This window comes from Pseudomonas sp. IT-P74 (assembly GCF_949768175.1).
Lineage (GTDB): Bacteria > Pseudomonadota > Gammaproteobacteria > Pseudomonadales > Pseudomonadaceae > Aquipseudomonas.
The window spans coordinates 1-16871 of sequence record NZ_CATKQD010000018.1; the positions used below are offsets into that span (position 1 = coordinate 1).

Genomic DNA, 16871 nt, shown 5'->3' on the forward strand with positions numbered 1-16871 from the left:
ACTCAGTACCTGTGGGAGCGAGCTTGCTCGTGATGGCGGCCTACCGGCCGGCCTGATTGTCTGAATGTATGCAGCCATCGGGAGCAAGCTCCCTCGCCACAGACATCAGCCTTGTCAGGCCATCGGCCGCCAATGCCCGATCATATGCTCCAGCTCCCCGGCACCCATCAGTTGAAAATCCCCGTTCGGCCCCGGCTCGCTGGCCAGCAACGTCACTTCACTGGGCAACCGTACCGGCTTCTTGAACTGCACGGCGATTTCGACATTCGCCGCTGGAAGATGTCCGGCCAGCGCAGCCAATGTGCGTGCCTTGTTCCACAGGCCGTGAGCGATGGCGGTCGGGAAGCCGAAGAGTTTGGCGCTGGCCGTGCTCAGGTGAATCGGGTTGTAGTCGCCCGACACCCTGGCGTATTGCCGGCCGATGTCCGAGGGCGCTTTCCAGTGTTCGATTTCGCTCAGGGCCAGGCTCGATACCGGGGGCTCTTCAAGCGGTTCGCCCTTCAGTTTGACGCCGCGACAGAGCATCCGGCTTTCTGCTTTCCACAACGGGCCCAACTGATCGTCGAGGCTGGTCAGCAGATCGAACGTCGCGCCTTTGGCGTGGGGTTGCAGGTTCTGCACTCGCACGCTGACGCGCACCCGACTCACCCCGCCCATGGGGCGCAGTACTCTAATGCGGTTGCTCAGGTGAATCAGGCCCAGCAGCGGGAACGGGAAGTCCCTGGCTGTGAGCAACTGCATCTGCAAGGCAAACCCGAGGATGTGCGGGTAGGTCGGTGGCAGCAGACCGTTGTCGGCGAAACCACAGACCTTGCGATAAGCCGCCAGGTGCTTGGAATCGACTTCGACCCAGCAACGCAAACCCGAGTCGGGCAGGCGGCTGCCGGTGATTTTGCGTCGTGTCGCCGCTCGTGCGTACGACCCCGTCAGGCCGGGTTCGCGGTTGAGTGTGTGCCAGTCGGTGATCATCCTTAAGCTCCCAGAGCGCTTTGTCCGCACACACGCAACGCTTGCCCGGTGAACGCGCCGGTGCCCGGTTGCGCGAGCCAGGCCACGGCCTCGGCGACGTCTTGCGGCAGGCCACCCTGGCCGAGGGAACTCATACGCCGTCCCGCTTCGCGCAGGCCGAAGGGAATGTGTGCGGTCATCTGTGTTTCGATGAAGCCCGGCGCCACGGCATTGATGCTGATGCCGCGCTCGTGGAGCAGTGGCGCCCAGGCTTGTGCCAGACCGATCAACCCGGCCTTGCTCGCCGCGTAATTGGTTTGCCCGCGATTGCCGGCGATGCCGCTGATGGACGCCAGTAGGATCACCCGGCCGTTGTCGTGCAGGGTGCCGCTGTCGAGCAGGGCTTTGGTCAGCGCTTGCGGCGCGTTGAGGTTGACCGCCAGCACCGCGTCCCAGAATTCCGGGGTCATGTTGGCCAGGGTTTTATCCCGGGTGATGCCGGCGTTGTGCACCACGATATCGAGGCCGTCGGGCAATTGTTCGACCAACGGCGTGGCGGCGTCTTCGGCGCAGATGTCGAGAGTGATGCTCCGCCCGCCCAGGCGTGCGGCGAGTGCTTCGAGATCGGTTTTGGCCGAGGGCACGTCGAGCAGGGTGACGTCGGCACCATCACGGGCCAGGGTTTCGGCGATGGCGGCACCGATACCGCGTGCTGCGCCGGTGACCAGTGCCTTGCGCCCGGCGAGCGGGCGTGTCCAGTCGGTGACTGGCGTCGCGCACGGATTCAAGCGAATGACTTGGCCGGACACGAAGGCGCTTTTCGGTGAGAGGAAAAACCGCAGTGGGCCTTCCAGTTGTGCCTCGGCCCCTTCGCCGACATAGATCAATTGCAGGGTGCCACCGCTGCGCAACTCCTTGGCCAGGGAACGGCTGAAACCTTCCAGGGCACGCTGGGCACTGGCGGCGAACGGGTCGCGCAGGGTTTGCGGATCGCGTCCGAGAATCACCAGGTGCGCACAGTGTTCGAGGTTCTTCATCAGCGGCTGGAAAAACTCGCGCAGTTGCTTGAGCTGATCGGTGTGCAGCAGGTCGCTGGCGTCGAACACCACGGCCTTGAGTTTCGGGCCATGGCCGGGAATCCAGGCCGTGGCCATCGAAGGCTCGGTGCCGTAGCTGTAGATCGCGTCGGTCAGGCGGTTGGCGAAGGCGCTGACGTGTTCGGCCAATGGCCCGCCGCCGATCAGCAGCGCGCCGTCTACAGGTCGCAACCGGCCCGCTTGCCAGCGCTCCAGTCTACTCGGCGCCGGCAACCCCAGGGCGCCGACCAGGCGATGGCCGATGGACGAATTGGCGAAGTCGATATAGCGGTCAGACATGGAACGCGCTCCGAAAGCTGGGGATCAAAGTGTGGACCATGAATGGCGATCAGTCGTTCGATCCACGAGATAAGGCCTACGCTTGGTTACATTGTAGGAGCGAGCTTGCTCGCGATGGCGGTGTATCAGCCAACATCGATGTTGCATGTGCTGACCTCTTCGCGAGCAGGCTCGCTCCCACAGGGTTAGTGTTTACATCAGGTCTTTTGTCAGGAGTTCTTTATGACCCAACTGCGCCGCGTCGCGATCATCGGCGGTAACCGGATTCCTTTCGCCCGCTCCAACGGCCCCTACGCCACGGCCAGTAACCAGGTGATGCTCACCGCAGCCCTCGAGGGCCTGATCGAACGTTACAACCTGCATGGCCAGCGCATCGGAGAAGTGGTCGCCGGGGCCGTGCTCAAGTTGTCGCGGGACATGAACCTCACGCGCGAGTGTGTACTCGGTTCGCGTCTGTCGCCCGCCACTCCGGCCTATGACATCCAGCAGGCGTGTGGGACCGGGCTGGAAGCGGCGTTGCTGGTGGCGAACAAAATTGCCCTCGGCCAGATCGACTGCGGCATTGCCGGTGGCGTGGACACCACCTCGGATGCGCCGATCAGTGTCAGCGAAGGCCTGCGTAAAATCCTCCTGCAAGCCAACCGCGCGAAAACCACCGGCGACAAACTGAAAACCTTCCTGCAATTGCGTCCCAAACATCTGATCCCCGAATTTCCGCGCAACGGCGAGCCGCGTACCGGGTTGTCCATGGGCCAGCATTGCGAGCTGATGGCCCAGACCTGGAGTATCCCTCGCGAAGCACAGGATCAATTGGCGCTTGAGAGCCATCAGAAACTGGCTGCGTCCTACGCCGAGGGCTGGCACAACGACCTGATGACGCCATTCCTGGGCCTGACCCGCGACAACAACCTGCGCCCGGATTCCACGCTGGAAAAGCTCGCCGCGCTCAAGCCCGCCTATGAGAAAAGCGCCAAGGGCACTCTGACCGCAGGTAACTCCACGCCGTTGACCGATGGTGCGTCACTGGTGCTGCTGGGCAGCGAAGAATGGGCCAAGGCACGCGGGTTACCGATTCTGGCCTACTGGCGTGACGGCGAGGCGGCGGCAGTGGATTTCGTCAATGGCGCCGAAGGCTTGTTGATGGCGCCGGTCTACGCCGTGCCGCGTTTGCTCGCGCGCAATGGCCTGACCTTGCAGGACTTCGACTACTACGAAATCCACGAAGCCTTCGCCGCGCAAGTGCTGTGCACCTTGAAGGCCTGGGAAGATCCCGAGTACTGCAAAACCCGTCTCGGGCTCGATGCGCCGTTGGGCTCGATCGAGCGCAGCAGGCTCAACGTCAAGGGCAGTTCACTGGCGGCGGGGCATCCGTTTGCCGCTACGGGCGGGCGCATCGTCGCCAACCTGGCGAAGTTGCTGGATGCGGCGGGCAAGGGGCGGGGACTGATTTCGATCTGTGCGGCGGGCGGGCAGGGTGTGACCGCCATCATCGAACGCTAGGCAAAAACGACTGTAGGAGCGAGCCTGCTCGCGATGGCGGCATATCAGTCAACATGGATGTTGAAGCTGATGGCCTCATCGCGAGCAGGCTCGCTCCCACAGGGTTTAGTGGTGAGGTTGCGAATCAGGTACGGAACCTGCGCACCAACCCGTCCAGTTCATTGGACAACCCGGCCAGGCTCTGGGAATCCAGGCGCGCCGAGTTGGCCAGTTCCGCCACCAACTGCGCATCGCCATGGATCTGGCTGATGTGCCGGTTGATGTCTTCGGCCACTTGATGCTGTTGTTCCGCCGCCGTGGCGATCTGGGTGTTCATGTCGCGGATCACGTCCACCGACTCGCGGATCTGCCCGAAGCTGCTGCGCGCCTCACCGATGCGCGTCACCGATTGCTGGGACACTTCCAGGCTGGCGTGCATCTGTTGGGTTACCTGGCTGGTGCGTTTGGCCAGGTTGCCCAGCAGGCCGTCGATTTCCGCCGTGGAGTCGGCCGTGCGTTTGGCCAGGGCGCGTACTTCGTCAGCCACCACGGCAAAGCCGCGTCCCTGTTCTCCGGCCCGGGCCGCTTCGATCGCGGCGTTCAGTGCCAGCAGGTTGGTCTGTTCAGCGATCGAGCGGATGGTCCCCAGGATCGACTGAATGTCGTTGCTGTCGCGTTCGAGTTGTTGCATCGACTGGGCCGACTGTTCGATTTCCTGGCTCAGGCGATCAACGCTGTTCACCGCCGCATCGATCTGCTGCTGACCTTCGCGCGCCTGGCGCTGGCCACTGTCGGCAGACTCCGCCGCCTGGCTGCAAGAGCGCGCGACTTCGTTGGCGGTGGCGACCATTTCGTGGAACGCCGTGGAGACCATGTCCACCGCTTCACGCTGGCGTCCGGCGGCTTCGGCCATGTCGCTGGAGACCTGGGTCGAACTCTTGGACGTGGCGAGGATCTTGCCCGCCGCGCCGCCGATGTTCTGGATCAGGTTGCGAATCGCGGTCAGGAACTGGTTGAACCAGTTGGCCAGTTGCGCGGTTTCATCGTTGCCACGGATTTGCAGGTTCTGGGTCAGGTCGCCTTCGCCCTGGGCGATGCCTTCCAGGCCGCTGGCCACGCTGCGGATCGGGCGCACGATGAGGCTGGCGAAACTGGCGCCGACGATAGCGAAGATGACGGCCAGGACGGCGGCGATGATGGCGATCAACCAGGTCAACCGGGTCGCGGAGCTCATCACGTCGTCCTGTTTGATCAGGCCGATGAAGGTCCAGCCCAGTTGCTCCGATGGCCAGACATTGGCCATGTAGTGCTCGCCATTGAGCTCCACTTCCACCAGGCCCTTGCCGGCCTTGGCCAGTTGCGCGTAGCCGTCGCCAAGGCTGTTCAGCGGTTTGAAGTTGTGTTCCGGTTGTTTCGGATCCACCAGGACCATGCCGGTGTTTTCCAGCAGCATCAGGTAGCCGGTTTCACCGAGCTTGATCTGTTTGACGATTTCGGTGAGCTGCTTGAGCGTCACGTCGATGCTGACCACGCCGCCGTTGGTACCCAGCTTGTTGTCGATGGTGCGCACGGTGCTGACGTAGGTCGCGTCGTCCTGGGCCCAGTAATAGGCCTCGGTGCGGAACGGCTTGCCCGGTTTGGCCTGGGCCGTCTTGTACCAGGGGCGCTGGCGCGGGTCATAGTTATTCAGCTTTGGATCATCCGGCCACGACACATAGCCGCCTGCTGCCGTGCCGAGGATGGCATAGGCGTACGCCGGGTGGCTGTTGCCCAGGTCCTGGAGCAGGGTGAAGACTTTTTTGTCCGCCTCGCCCTGGGGGACGCTCTCGGCGTTGGCGGCCATGTAGGTCTTGAGGCTGTCGTCGGAGTTTCGGATCAGCGGCTGCTTGGCCAGGTAATCGACGTTCTGGCTGATGCCGTCAAAGAACAATTGCATGGCATTGCTGACCTGACGAATCTCGCGGGCGCTGCCGTCGACGAATTCGTCCCTGGCATCACTGCGCAGGTTCAGCACAACGAGGGTGGCGACCAGCACCACGGGCAGACAGGCGATGATTGCAAACGCCCAGGTCAACTTCTGTTTGATGTTCATCCGCGCTCCAGATTTTCTTGTAGGCCCACGCAGTGCAGATGACTCGCGGTTTTATTGGCAGCCGTAATCGTTCTTGGTCAACCCGGGTCCTTGAGTGCGGCAACGCTTTTGTTGTGGCAGCGATTGTCGGACAAATCACTTTGTCCCTTAGGACTTCGGCTGTTGTCGGAGGAAATTGAGGCCTGTTGGGAAAAATTCTACGGAGGCTAAGAGTTGTGTTGTCAGCTTCTGTCGCAATTGCCCTCAATGCCCCTGCACAACAAGTGACGCAGGCTCGGCTATGATCTGGAACGACCATGACGGTCGTCGGTTTTACCTGATGAAATCGGTACATTCTGTGCATCTGCAATGTTCATAAGTCGGCAACCCCTCCCCCCCGTGAGTGGATTGCCGTATAACGAATGACTTTCGCGTGTTTGGTAATAAAGGACCCACAATAAAAGCTGATGAAGACTCCAAAACGCATTGAACCCCTGATCGAGGACGGTCTGGTCGACGAGGTGCTGCGCCCACTCATGAGTGGTAAAGAAGCAGCTGTTTATGTGGTGCGCTGCGGCAACGAGTTGCGTTGCGCGAAGGTCTACAAGGAGGCGAATAAACGCAGTTTCCGTCAGGCGGCCGAATACCAGGAAGGCCGCAAGGTGCGCAACAGCCGTCAGGCCCGTGCGATGGCCAAAGGCTCGAAGTTTGGCCGCAAGGAAACCGAGGACGCCTGGCAGAACGCCGAAGTGGCGGCGCTGTTCCGTCTGGCCAGTGCCGGTGTGCGGGTGCCCAAGCCGTTCGACTTCCTCGAAGGCGTGCTGCTCATGGAGCTGGTGGCCGACGAGTACGGTGATGCCGCGCCGCGCCTGAACGATGTGGTGCTGGAGCCGGACCAGGCCCGCGAGTATCACGCGTATCTGATTTCCCAGATCGTGCTGATGCTGTGTACCGGTCTGGTGCACGGCGACCTGTCCGAGTTCAACGTGCTGCTGACGCCGACCGGCCCGGTCATCATCGACCTGCCGCAGGCGGTGGACGCGGCGGGCAACAACCACGCGTTCAGCATGCTGGAGCGGGATGTGGGCAACATGGCGTCCTACTTCGGGCGGTTTGCGCCGGAGTTGAAGAAGACCAAGTACGCCAAGGAAATGTGGGCCTTGTACGAGGCCGGCACCTTGCACCCGGCCAGTGTCCTGACCGGCGAGTTCGCCGACACCGAAGAGCTGGCCGACGTGGGCGGAATCATGCGCGAGATCGAGGCCGCGCGCCTGGATGAAGAGCGCAAGCAAGCCGTGCGTGCGGCGGACGATGCGCCGCCGGGCAAGACCGAAGAACCGCCTCCACCGTGGATGCAGTGATCGGTTAAAGAAAAACCCGGCTTCGGCCGGGTTTTTTGTGCGCAACACAAACCCCCTGTAGGAGTGAGCCTGCTCGCGATAGCGTCGGTACTTTCAATATTGATGTGTCAGGCAGATCGCTATCGCGAGCAGGCTCACTCCTACAGGGAGCTGCGGTGGTTGGTAGGGGTGACACAACACCCCGACTCCAGATTCTTCAGAATCGGGCAATCCGGCCGATGATCGCCCTGACAGTGCTCGACCAGATCCTGCAAGGTATCGCGCAACTGGCCGAGCTCACGGATCTTCTGGTTCAACTCATCGATATGCTGGCGGGCCAGGGCCTTCACATCGGCGCTGGCACGCTGGCGGTCCTGCCAGAGGGTCAGCAGTTTTCCGACCTCTTCCAGGGAAAACCCCAGGTCCCGCGAGCGTTTGATGAACGCCAGTGTGTGCAGGTCGTCATCGCCATACACCCGGTAGCCGCTGTCAGTGCGATGGGCTGCCTTGAGCAGACCGATGGATTCGTAATAACGGATCATCTTTGCGCTCAGGCCGCTGTGGCGGGCCGCTTGGCCGATGTTCATCGGTTGTCCTCCAGGTCCTTGGGTTTCCAGGTTTTCAACAGTAGCGCATTGCTCACCACGCTGACGCTCGACAACGCCATCGCCGCACCGGCCAGCACTGGATTGAGGAAGCCGAACGCCGCCAGCGGAATGCCGATCAGGTTATAGACGAAAGCCCAGAACAGATTCTGGCGAATCTTGGCGTAGGTCTTGCGGCTGATCTCCAGCGCAGCCGGCACCAGTCGCGGATCACCGCGCATCAGGGTAATGCCGGCCGCGTGCATGGCGACGTCGGTGCCGCCGCCCATGGCGATGCCGATGTCGGCGGCAGCCAGTGCCGGGGCGTCGTTGATGCCGTCGCCGACCATCGCCACCACGCCGGTTTGTTTCAGTGCGGCGACCGTGGCGGCTTTGTCTGCCGGCAGCACTTCGGCATGCACATCGTGGATGCCCAGCGCCTCGGCGACCACCTTGGCGCTGCCGCGATTGTCGCCGGTCAGCAGGTGGCTGCTGATGTTCCGTGCGCTGAGTTGTTGCACCGCTTGCAGCGCGCCGGGCTTGAGGGTGTCACCGAAGGCGAACAGGCCCAGCACCTGTGGTTCGGGGGATTGTTCGATCAGCCAGGACAAGGTCCGGCCTTCTTTTTCCCACGCGGTCGCCGAGTCGGCCAATGGCCCGGCATTCAAGTCGCTGTCCTCCAGCAGGCGCCGATTGCCCAGCGCCAGGCGACGCTCTTCGAGGCTGCCGGCGATGCCGCGACCAGTCAGGGACTGGCTGTCGCTGACATCGGCCACCCTCAATCCACGCTCGGTACAGGCATCCAGAACAGCCTTGGCCAGCGGATGCTCACTGCCGCGTTGCAGGGCGCCGGCCAATTGCAGCAGGCGCGCCTCATTACCGTCGATGGCACTCAGATGAGCGATGCGCGGGGCGCCGGAGGTCAGGGTGCCGGTCTTGTCGAACACCACCGCGCTGACTTCATGGGCACGCTCCAGTGCTTCGGCGTCCTTGATCAGAATCCCGTAGCGCGCCGCCACGCCGGTGCCGGCCATGATCGCCGTCGGCGTGGCCAGGCCCAAGGCGCACGGGCAGGCGATCACCAGCACCGCCACGGCGTTGATCAGCGCGTTTTCCATCGGCGCGCCATACAGCCACCAGCCGATCAGGGTGGTCAAGGCAATCAGCAGCACGGTGGGCACGAACACCTGGCTGACTTTATCCACCAGTTTCTGGATCGGCGCTTTTGCGGCCTGGGCGTCTTCCACCAGACGGATGATCCGCGCCAGCACGGTTTCCGCACCGAGGGCCTGGGTGCGCACCAACAACCGACCTTCACCGTTGATCGCGCCGCCGGTGACTTTGTCGCCGGGCTGCTTGGGCACCGGCAGGCTCTCGCCGCTGATCAGGGCTTCGTCGGCATGGCTCTGGCCTTCAACCACTTCGCCGTCCACCGGGAAGCGTTCGCCGGGTTTGACCATCACCAGATCATTGAGGCGCAGGGCGCTGATGGCGACGTCTTGCTCGTGGCCGTCGCTCACCCGGATCGCCCGTTCCGGGCGCAAGGCTTCGAGGGCACGGATGGCGCTGGCGGTCTGGCGCTTGGCGCGGCTTTCCAGGTACTTGCCCAGCAACACCAGGGCGATCACCACCGCCGAGGCTTCGAAATACAGATGCGGCATGCGCCCGGCGGCGGTGGCCCATTCGTACAGGCTCAAGCCATACCCGGCGCTGGTGCCCAGGGCGACCAGCAGGTCCATGTTGCCGGCCCCGGCGCGCACGGCTTTCCACGCGGCGATATAGAACCGTGCACCGAAGATGAACTGCACCGGCGTAGCCAAGGCGAATTGCGCCCAGGCCGGGAGCATCCAGTGCACGCCGAACGGTTGTAGCAGCATCGGCAATACCAACGGCAAGGCGAGGGCGATGGCGATGATCAAGGCCAGGCGTTCGCGATGCAGGCGCTGTTGCTGATGGTCGGTTGTCGGGTGTTCGGCTTCCCGGACGCTGGCGCTGTAGCCCGCCTTGGTCACGGCCGCGATCAAGGTTTGCGGATCGATCTGGCCGAGCAGTTCAAGGTGGGCGCGTTCGTTGGCCAGGTTGACGCTGACGCTTTTCACTCCGGCAACCTTGCCCAGCGCACGTTCGACGCGACCGACGCAGGACGCGCAGGTCATGCCGTCGATGCTCAATTCCAGGCTCTGTTGCGGTACGCGATAGCCGGCCTTGGCCACGGCATCCATCAGGGCCGGCAGGCTGTCGCTGGGGGCTTGCACCCGCGCCTGCTCAGTGGCGAGGTTGACGCTGACGGCACTGGCGCCCATGACGTTGCTCAAGGCGCGCTCGACCCGTCCGGCGCAACTGGCGCAGGTCATGCCGGCAATCGGCAGGTCGAACGTGGTGGATTCGGACATCGGTCGCACTCCCTGTAGTAGATGACCACAGGATCAACCTTGCCATGCTGGCAAGGTCAAGTGCCAATCTGATGTGGAAGTGCCCGGGGCCTGTGCCTGACTGTGATCCCCTGTGGGATTTGTGTCAGTAGCCGAGACCGGCGCGTTTCAGGTACATCCCTTCCCGTGTCATCGCGATCCGGTACTTGAGCACATCCCCGGCCTTGAGCTGGATATCCTGCGATCCCGGCGCGAGCATGCCCGGGTTGCAACCCGGCACCTGGCCCGGCAGCAGTTTCAGGCGCAGCGAGACGATGCCCGGCGGCAGGTTGAACGAGGTGCTCTGTTCCTGAAACAGTCGCGCCGCCAGTTGATCCTGGATGTACACACCGATTTCGCAACTGGTCGCGACTTCCAGGCGCTCGCGGGAAATGATCAGCACGCCATAATCCTGACCGGCAGCATTGACCGAAGGCACGGTGGCGAAAAGGCTGAGAAAGCCAAACAGGCTGAAAACTGACCAGCGCATGGCTGAATCTCCTGAGTTCGAGTCATTGATGGACGCAGCTTGGCCGAGCACTGCGCCGATTGCCAGCCCGGCAGCTAACTTCAGAACTTGACCTTGCCATGGTGGCAAGCTCGAAACTGGGTTCAACCCTCGGAAAAGGAGTCATCCCATGCAAGTGTTCAACGTTGAAGGCATGTCTTGTGGTCACTGCGTCAAGGCCATCACCCAGGCGGTCCAGGCCAAAGACCCGGCGGCCAGTGTTCGGGTCGACCTGGCGGCCAGGGAGGTCGGTGTCGAAAGTGCGTTGACCGCCGAGCAGGTGATCGAGGTGATCAGCGAAGAGGGTTACGGCGTCAAACTGGTCTGAATTTGATAGTTAGCGAGCTACCGGAATGTTCAAGGCGTCCATGCGCGGCTAGACTGTCGGGCTGCCGACTTCTGCCCCACTGGATGCCTGATGAACTTTCGTACCATTCTGATTCTCGGCGCCTTGAGCGCTTTCGGTCCGCTGGCGATCGATTTCTACCTGCCGGCCTTCCCGGCCATGGCCCTGGCTTTCGGGACGGACGAAAATCACGTTCAGATGACGTTGGCGGCGTACTTCCTCGGCCTGTCCATCGGTCAGTTGGCCTATGGCCCGGTGGCGGATCGTTTCGGGCGACGCATTCCATTGCTCATCGGTGTCGGCCTGTTCACCGCTGCATCTGTGGCGTGCGCCTATGCGCCGAACCTGGAATGGCTGATCGGCGCGCGTTTCATCCAGGCGTTGGGCGGCTGCGCGGGGATGGTGATTTCCCGGGCGGTGGTCAGCGACAAGTGTGATGCGGTGGGGTCGGCGAAAGTCTTTTCGCAGCTGATGCTGGTGATGGGGCTTGCCCCCATCCTCGCGCCCTTGTTGGGTGGGTTGTTGGTCAACACCACAGGCTGGCAGTCGATCTTCCTGGCCTTGACCGGTTTCAGTGCGCTGGCGGGGCTGGCGGTTGCGACGGGATTGCCGGAAAGCATGCCGGCCCACATGCCGCGTCAACCGCTGTCGGGTGCGCTGCGTCAGTACGGTCGGTTGCTGGCCGACCCGATATTTCTTGGCCATGCCTTGACCGGGGGCATCGCCATCGCCGGGATGTTTGCCTACATCGCCGGTTCACCCTTCATCATCATCAAGCTCTACGGCGTTCCGGCCGAGCATTTCGGCTGGCTGTTCGGCACCAATGCGGCGGGCTTCATTCTGGTGGCGCAGGTCAACGCGCGGTTACTGGCCAAGCGTGGCCCGATGTTCCTGCTGGCGCGCGCGGTGTGGGTTTATCTGGCGGCCGGTTTGGCCCTGCTGGCTGTCAGCTCGCTGCACCCGGCACAATTGTGGCCGTTGCTGATTCCATTGTTCATCTGTATCGCCAGCCTCGGTTGCATCAGCCCCAACGCCGCGGCCTGTGCGATGAACGGGCAGGGCGCACGGGCCGGCAGCGCGTCGGCGCTGCTCGGTTGCCTGCAATTCAGCGTGGCTGCCGGCGCCTCCGCATTGGTGGGTGTGCTGCACGACGGCAGCGCCGTGCCGATGGCCATGGTCATCAGCCTGTGTGGAATTCTGGTGGTGAGCGCAGCGGTGCTCACCCGGCGTTTGCAAAATGCCCGGGCGCTGGCGCAAGCCCAGGTTTGAGGCCGGAGTCAGCCGACTGCACGCTGCGCAAGGAGGACGGGAATCTGGTGAGGGGCCTGGATGCGGGCTTCAAGGGTACGCGTGAAAGCGCGAGCTTCTGCTTCGCTGCGGAACGTCACAGCATGTTGGTCTAAGCGAACTTGCCACTGGGATTTTGCCAGTTCTTTTATCAGGATCTTCATAGCCGAACTCCTCTTGTAAAAGATGTCTTGTAAAAGACTGCCTCGCAGGAGATTCGATTGTAGTCCCGTATACGGTCACCATTGTGACAAGGATCAACTGTCTGACTGACGGTTTGTAACTAAAAAAAACACGGCTTTTCGATGGCGTCCGGAGGAATTGTCGGCGGCCGGAACTAACCGGTCGCCGACGGAAAACACGACATTAGCGATGGCTTTTTTCAGCGTATCAGAACCCTTCCAGCACTATCTTGCCCTTGGCTTTGCCGCTTTCCAGCAGGGCATGGGCACGGCGCAGATTGGCCGCGTTGATCGTGCCGAAGTGTTCGCCCACCGTGGTTTTCAGGGTCCCGGCATCGATCAGCCAGGCGACGCGATTGAGCAGGTTGTGTTGCTCGATCATGTCCGCGGTTTCAAACAGCGACCGGGTGTACATGAACTCCCAGTGCAGTGACAGACTCTTGCGTTTGAGCTTGGTCACGTCCAGCGACTTGGGGTCATCGATCAGCGCCAGTTTACCTTGGGGTGCCAATGCCTCGATCAATTGGTCCAGGTGCTGGTCGGTTTGCGTCAGGCTGGCGACGTGGGTGACCTGATCCACACCGGCGCGCTTGAGTGCTTCGCAGAGTGGTTGGCTGTGATCGATCACCAGGTCGGCGCCCAGTTCTTTCACCCAGCTTTGGGTTTGCGCACGCGAAGCGCTGCCGATGACTTTCAGGGCCGTCAGTTGGTGAGCCAGTTGCGTCAGAGTCGAGCCCACGCCACCCGCCGCGCCGACGATCAACAGGCTCTGGCCTTCGTCGGTTTTGCCTTCGCGCACTTGCAGGCGCTCGAACAACAGCTCCCACGCCGTGATCGCGGTGAGCGGCAGGGCAGCGGCCTCGGCGAACCCCAGGGTTTTTGGCATGCGGCCGACGATGCGCTCGTCCACCGCATGCAACTCGCTGTTGCCGCCCGCACGCGCGATGGAACCGGCGTAATACACCTTGTCGCCGGCCTGGAACAGCGTCACCTCACTGCCCACCGCCTTGACCACACCGGCCACATCCCAACCCAACACCTTGGCTGCGCCACCTTCGGGCTGGACGTTCTGGCGTATCTTGGTGTCCACCGGATTGACCGAGATGGCTTTGACTTCCACCAGCAAGTCGCGGGGGCCGGCGACCGGCTCCGGCAGTTCGATGTCTTGCAGAGCCTTGTCGTCACTGATCGGCAACGAGGCGTAGTAGGCAATGGCTTTCATGGGCGGCTCCGGAACACTGATAAAAGAAGGGACTCGATGGGGCAGATGATTGGCTATTTCTCCTGAAGATAAAACCGGCTAAAAGAGCAGTCTCTTTCAATATTTTTTTGATAATCGGTGCTCTTGATGTTGCGTTTCGATGACTTGCAGTTGTTTGTCCGGGCGGCGGACCTGGGCAGTCTGTCCGCCGCCGCGCGGGGCATGGACATGTCGGCGGCCGTGGCCAGTGCGGCGCTCAAGCGCATCGAACAGCAACTCGGCGCCCGATTGTTGGCCCGTTCGACCCGCAGCCTGCGCCTGACCGCCGAAGGCGAGGGCTTTCTCGAATACGCCCGCGCGGCCCTGAGCAATCTCGACGAGGGCCGGCGATTGCTGGCCAGGGGGCAGGACCAGGTCAGCGGGGTGCTGCAACTGTCGGCGCCATCGGACTTTGGCCGCAATCTGCTGCTGCCCTGGCTCGACGAGTTTCAACGCGAGCATCCGAAACTCACCGTGCGCCTGCTGCTGGGGGACCGCATCGCCGACCTGTTTCGCCAACCGGTAGACATTGCCCTGCGCTACGGTGAACCGGAGGACTCCAGCCTGGTGGCGCTGCCCATCGCCCCGCAGAACCGCCGGGTGTTGTGCGCCGCTCCCGGCTATCTGGCCCGGCATGGCGAGCCGCGGCATCTGGAGCAACTGGCACAGCACAATTGCCTGTTGTACATGCTCGGCAGCCGGGTCCACGATCACTGGAGTTTTCACGACGGCAAGCGCGAAGTCAGCCTGACCGTCAGCGGCGATCGTTTCAGTGACGATGCCGATGTCGTGCGTCTTTGGGCCGTGGCGGGTGCCGGGATCGCTTACAAGTCCTGGCTCGATGTGGCCGCCGATGTACTGGCCGGCCGCTTGAAGGTGCTGATGCCGGAGCTGCTCTGTGAGCGCGCACCGTTGAATCTGTTGTGCGCCCATCGCGCACAATTGAGTAAGCCAGTGAAGCTGTTGCGCGAAATGCTTGTCAGCCGATGCACCCTTTTGACCAGTCAATTTCCAGGTTTTTCGGAAATCGATCATTAGTCGCACGAAAAAAGAGAAATTTCCCTCAGGTACGATCACCACCTACGCCGGGTGGAGGAAAGGATCCGCCGATCAACCCGCATATACTAGCGGCCTCATCATGTCAGTTGCGTCGATCCCCAATGGCGGGTCCTCGTTCGAGTCGGCCCGGCTGCACGGTCATCCTTTTGGCCTACGCAGCATCGGCCAGGCAGCGCAAATGAGTGAGCAAGGCGTTGTCGGGCTTATGGCAGTTTCCACGGATTGGCCGACGACACATTACTGGTCAAGATTTCTCTGGGCAGTAGACGAAACGATTCAACAGGGAGTGAATACATGGAACATGCACCTTGCATCAGCCAGATCGCCACGTTGCTGGCTGACCCAAAGCGCAGCGCAATGATGTGGGCCTTGATGGATGGTTCGGCACGGGCAACCGAAGAGTTGGCATTGCTGGCCGGCCTGTCATCGTCGTCGGCCAGTGCACACTTGGGGCGTTTGTCCGCCGGAGGTCTGCTCAAGGTTGAAAACCGCGGCCGCAAACGCTTCTTCCGCCTGGCCGCTCCCGAGGTCGGGGCGGCAATCGAAGCACTGGCCAGCGCGACTTTCGCCAGCGCACCCCAGGATATTCCGGACGTATTCAAGCGTAACGCGCCTCTGATCAAACCCCGGGCGGTGCGTTCGCCATTGTTGAGTGCCCGACTGTGCGACGATCACTTGGGGGGCACCCTGTCCGCCGATCTGTATCAGCGACTGCTGGAGGCAGGCTGGATCGAACATTTCGATCAGCGGGTCACGGTCACCCTCAAGGGCGCGACGGAGTTGGCGGCACGGGGCGTGTTCATCCAGGCGCTGGCCCATCACAACGGCAGGGTTGCCTGCGCGTGCCCTGACTGGAGCGAAAGACGCCCGCACATGGGAGGCTCGCTGGGCGCGGCATTGTTGCAGCTGTTCATGCAGTCGGGGTGGTTGAGCCTGCCCAACGATTCCCGAGCCCTGCAGGTGACGGCTTCCGGGCAACGGGAGATCTATCGCTTTGCCCAGGAAACCGAGTTGGAGATGGCGCTTTAGTGCACCGTGGCGGGAGCGAACGTACTCGCTCCCGCGGGGCTGGGGCGCCGAGCCTTACGGTTTCACCAACCGCGCATCGAGGCTGTTCTGCGCCAGGCGCTTGGCCTGATCCTGGGTCATGCCCAGGTGGGTGTGCAGCGCATGGAAGTTCTCGGTGACATAGCCACCGAAGTACGCCGGGTCATCGGAGTTCACGGTCACTTTCACGCCGCGTTCCAGCATGTCGAGGATGTTGTGCTGCGACATGTGATCGAACACGCAAAGCTTGGTGTTCGACAACGGGCACACGGTCAGCGGGATCTGCTCGTCGATGATTCGCTGCATCAGGCGCTCGTCTTCGATGGCGCGCACGCCATGGTCGATGCGCTGGATTTTCAGCAGGTCGATGGCTTCCCAGATGTACTCGGGCGGGCCTTCTTCACCGGCGTGGGCGACGGTCAGGAAGCCTTCGTGACGGGCACGGTCGAAAACGCGCTGAAACTTGCTCGGCGGGTGGCCCATCTCGGAGCTGTCCAGGCCCACGGCGACGAACGCATCGCGGAACGGCAGCGCCTGGTCGAGGGTCTTCTGGGCCTCGTCTTCGCTCAGATGGCGCAGGAAACTCAGGATCAAACCACTGGTGATGCCCAGTTGCTGCTCACCATCCTTCAGTGCGGCGGCGATGCCGTTGAGCACCACTTCGAACGGGATGCCACGGTCGGTGTGGGTCTGCGGGTCGAAGAACGGTTCGGTGTGAATCACGTTCTGCTCTTTGCAACGCAGCAGGTATGCCCAGGTCAGGTCATAGAAGTCCTGGGAGGTGCGCAGCACATCGGCACCCCGGTAATACAGGTCGAGGAACTCCTGCAGGTTGTTGAAGGCATACGCCTTGCGCAAGGTTTCGACGTCGTTCCATGGCAAGGCAATCTTGTTGCGTTCGGCCAGGGCGAACAACAGCTCGGGTTCCAGCGAGCCTTCCAGGTGCAGGTGCAACTCTGCCTTGGGCAGGGCGTTCAGCCAGTCGTACATAAT

The 16871-nt window shown here is 62.2% G+C and carries 15 protein-coding genes and 1 pseudogene; 6 read left to right on the forward strand and 10 right to left on the reverse strand.

Annotation, left to right across the window (positions count from 1 at the left end; translation table 11 throughout):
- Positions 1-114: 114 nt before the first annotated feature.
- Both ACM6J5_RS13475 and ACM6J5_RS13480 read right to left on the reverse strand, forming a co-directional pair.
- Entirely contained in the window at positions 115-969 is an 855-nt protein-coding gene (locus tag ACM6J5_RS13475; RefSeq protein ID WP_414928705.1) for a MaoC family dehydratase, read from the reverse strand.
- Positions 970-971: 2 nt separating this feature from the next.
- Complete coding sequence (locus ACM6J5_RS13480) at positions 972-2324, reverse strand: 3-oxoacyl-ACP reductase (protein ID WP_095944170.1); 1353 nt, start codon at positions 2322-2324, stop codon at positions 972-974.
- 222 nt (positions 2325-2546) lie between these two features.
- On the opposite strand from ACM6J5_RS13480, the gene ACM6J5_RS13485 reads away from it, so the two are divergent.
- Positions 2547-3824 carry an acetyl-CoA C-acetyltransferase gene (locus tag ACM6J5_RS13485; RefSeq protein ID WP_414928706.1) on the forward strand — a complete coding sequence of 426 codons (1278 nt, stop codon included), beginning with the start codon at positions 2547-2549 and terminating at the stop codon, positions 3822-3824.
- Positions 3825-3948: 124 nt separating this feature from the next.
- Here ACM6J5_RS13485 and ACM6J5_RS13490 read toward each other — a convergent pair whose 3' ends face one another.
- Entirely contained in the window at positions 3949-4716 is a 768-nt protein-coding gene (locus ACM6J5_RS13490; RefSeq protein WP_371920820.1) for a methyl-accepting chemotaxis protein, read from the reverse strand.
- Between the two features lie 90 nt (positions 4717-4806).
- Positions 4807-5895 (reverse strand): annotated as a pseudogene (locus ACM6J5_RS13495) (cache domain-containing protein); the annotation flags it as partial.
- A gap of 446 nt (positions 5896-6341) precedes the next feature.
- Between ACM6J5_RS13495 and ACM6J5_RS13500 the strand changes: the two are divergent.
- The gene (locus tag ACM6J5_RS13500) at positions 6342-7235 is read left to right on the forward strand and encodes a PA4780 family RIO1-like protein kinase (protein WP_095944167.1); all 894 of its coding nucleotides are present in this window, start codon (positions 6342-6344) and stop codon (positions 7233-7235) included.
- 140 nt (positions 7236-7375) lie between these two features.
- Here the strand turns inward: ACM6J5_RS13500 and cueR are convergent, their stop codons facing one another.
- The 3 genes from cueR to ACM6J5_RS13515 form a co-directional block, all read right to left on the reverse strand.
- The gene (cueR, locus tag ACM6J5_RS13505) at positions 7376-7801 is read right to left on the reverse strand and encodes a Cu(I)-responsive transcriptional regulator (RefSeq protein WP_095946053.1); all 426 of its coding nucleotides are present in this window, start codon (positions 7799-7801) and stop codon (positions 7376-7378) included.
- Positions 7798-10191, reverse strand: a complete 2394-nt coding sequence (locus tag ACM6J5_RS13510; protein ID WP_414928707.1) for a heavy metal translocating P-type ATPase — start codon at positions 10189-10191, stop codon at positions 7798-7800. The genes cueR and ACM6J5_RS13510 overlap by 4 nt, the downstream gene beginning before the upstream one ends.
- A 124-nt stretch (positions 10192-10315) precedes the next feature.
- Complete coding sequence (locus tag ACM6J5_RS13515; protein ID WP_095946051.1) at positions 10316-10699, reverse strand: hypothetical protein; 384 nt, start codon at positions 10697-10699, stop codon at positions 10316-10318.
- Positions 10700-10847: 148 nt separating this feature from the next.
- Between ACM6J5_RS13515 and ACM6J5_RS13520 the strand changes: the two genes are divergently transcribed.
- Both ACM6J5_RS13520 and ACM6J5_RS13525 read left to right on the forward strand, forming a co-directional pair.
- On the forward strand, positions 10848-11045 hold the full coding sequence (locus ACM6J5_RS13520) for a heavy-metal-associated domain-containing protein (protein WP_095946050.1): 198 nt from the start codon (positions 10848-10850) through the stop codon (positions 11043-11045).
- 90 nt (positions 11046-11135) lie between these two features.
- A complete protein-coding gene (locus ACM6J5_RS13525; protein WP_150673142.1) occupies positions 11136-12332 on the forward strand; it encodes a multidrug effflux MFS transporter in 1197 nt (398 codons plus the stop codon).
- An 8-nt stretch (positions 12333-12340) separates the two neighbouring features.
- Here the strand turns inward: ACM6J5_RS13525 and ACM6J5_RS13530 are convergent, their stop codons facing one another.
- Positions 12341-12514, reverse strand: a complete 174-nt coding sequence (locus tag ACM6J5_RS13530) for a hypothetical protein (protein WP_414928708.1) — start codon at positions 12512-12514, stop codon at positions 12341-12343.
- 226 nt (positions 12515-12740) lie between these two features.
- The gene (locus ACM6J5_RS13535; protein ID WP_414928709.1) at positions 12741-13754 is read right to left on the reverse strand and encodes a zinc-binding alcohol dehydrogenase family protein; all 1014 of its coding nucleotides are present in this window, start codon (positions 13752-13754) and stop codon (positions 12741-12743) included.
- Between the two features lie 126 nt (positions 13755-13880).
- Here ACM6J5_RS13535 and ACM6J5_RS13540 point away from each other — a divergent pair, with 126 nt between their 5' ends.
- Positions 13881-14810, forward strand: a complete 930-nt coding sequence (locus tag ACM6J5_RS13540) for a LysR family transcriptional regulator (RefSeq protein WP_150673141.1) — start codon at positions 13881-13883, stop codon at positions 14808-14810.
- Positions 14811-15125: 315 nt separating this feature from the next.
- On the forward strand, positions 15126-15860 hold the full coding sequence (locus tag ACM6J5_RS13545) for a helix-turn-helix domain-containing protein (protein ID WP_095946047.1): 735 nt from the start codon (positions 15126-15128) through the stop codon (positions 15858-15860).
- A 54-nt stretch (positions 15861-15914) separates the two neighbouring features.
- On the opposite strand, the gene ACM6J5_RS13550 is transcribed toward ACM6J5_RS13545, so the two are convergent.
- A complete protein-coding gene (locus ACM6J5_RS13550) occupies positions 15915-16868 on the reverse strand; it encodes an adenosine deaminase (protein ID WP_007996475.1) in 954 nt (317 codons plus the stop codon).
- Positions 16869-16871: the final 3 nt, after the last annotated feature.

Coding starts and splice junctions, on each gene's coding strand:
- ACM6J5_RS13475 (WP_414928705.1), bottom strand. CDS start 969: ATGATCACCGACTGGCACACACTCAACCGCGAACCCGGCCTGACGGGG.
- ACM6J5_RS13480 (WP_095944170.1), bottom strand. CDS start 2,324: ATGTCTGACCGCTATATCGACTTCGCCAATTCGTCCATCGGCCATCGC.
- ACM6J5_RS13485 (WP_414928706.1), top strand. CDS start 2,547: ATGACCCAACTGCGCCGCGTCGCGATCATCGGCGGTAACCGGATTCCT.
- ACM6J5_RS13490 (WP_371920820.1), bottom strand. CDS start 4,716: ATGGCCGAAGCCGCCGGACGCCAGCGTGAAGCGGTGGACATGGTCTCC.
- ACM6J5_RS13500 (WP_095944167.1), top strand. CDS start 6,342: ATGAAGACTCCAAAACGCATTGAACCCCTGATCGAGGACGGTCTGGTC.
- cueR (WP_095946053.1), bottom strand. CDS start 7,801: ATGAACATCGGCCAAGCGGCCCGCCACAGCGGCCTGAGCGCAAAGATG.
- ACM6J5_RS13510 (WP_414928707.1), bottom strand. CDS start 10,191: ATGTCCGAATCCACCACGTTCGACCTGCCGATTGCCGGCATGACCTGC.
- ACM6J5_RS13515 (WP_095946051.1), bottom strand. CDS start 10,699: ATGCGCTGGTCAGTTTTCAGCCTGTTTGGCTTTCTCAGCCTTTTCGCC.
- ACM6J5_RS13520 (WP_095946050.1), top strand. CDS start 10,848: ATGCAAGTGTTCAACGTTGAAGGCATGTCTTGTGGTCACTGCGTCAAG.
- ACM6J5_RS13525 (WP_150673142.1), top strand. CDS start 11,136: ATGAACTTTCGTACCATTCTGATTCTCGGCGCCTTGAGCGCTTTCGGT.
- ACM6J5_RS13530 (WP_414928708.1), bottom strand. CDS start 12,514: ATGAAGATCCTGATAAAAGAACTGGCAAAATCCCAGTGGCAAGTTCGC.
- ACM6J5_RS13535 (WP_414928709.1), bottom strand. CDS start 13,754: ATGAAAGCCATTGCCTACTACGCCTCGTTGCCGATCAGTGACGACAAG.
- ACM6J5_RS13540 (WP_150673141.1), top strand. CDS start 13,881: ATGTTGCGTTTCGATGACTTGCAGTTGTTTGTCCGGGCGGCGGACCTG.
- ACM6J5_RS13545 (WP_095946047.1), top strand. CDS start 15,126: ATGGAACATGCACCTTGCATCAGCCAGATCGCCACGTTGCTGGCTGAC.
- ACM6J5_RS13550 (WP_007996475.1), bottom strand. CDS start 16,868: ATGTACGACTGGCTGAACGCCCTGCCCAAGGCAGAGTTGCACCTGCAC.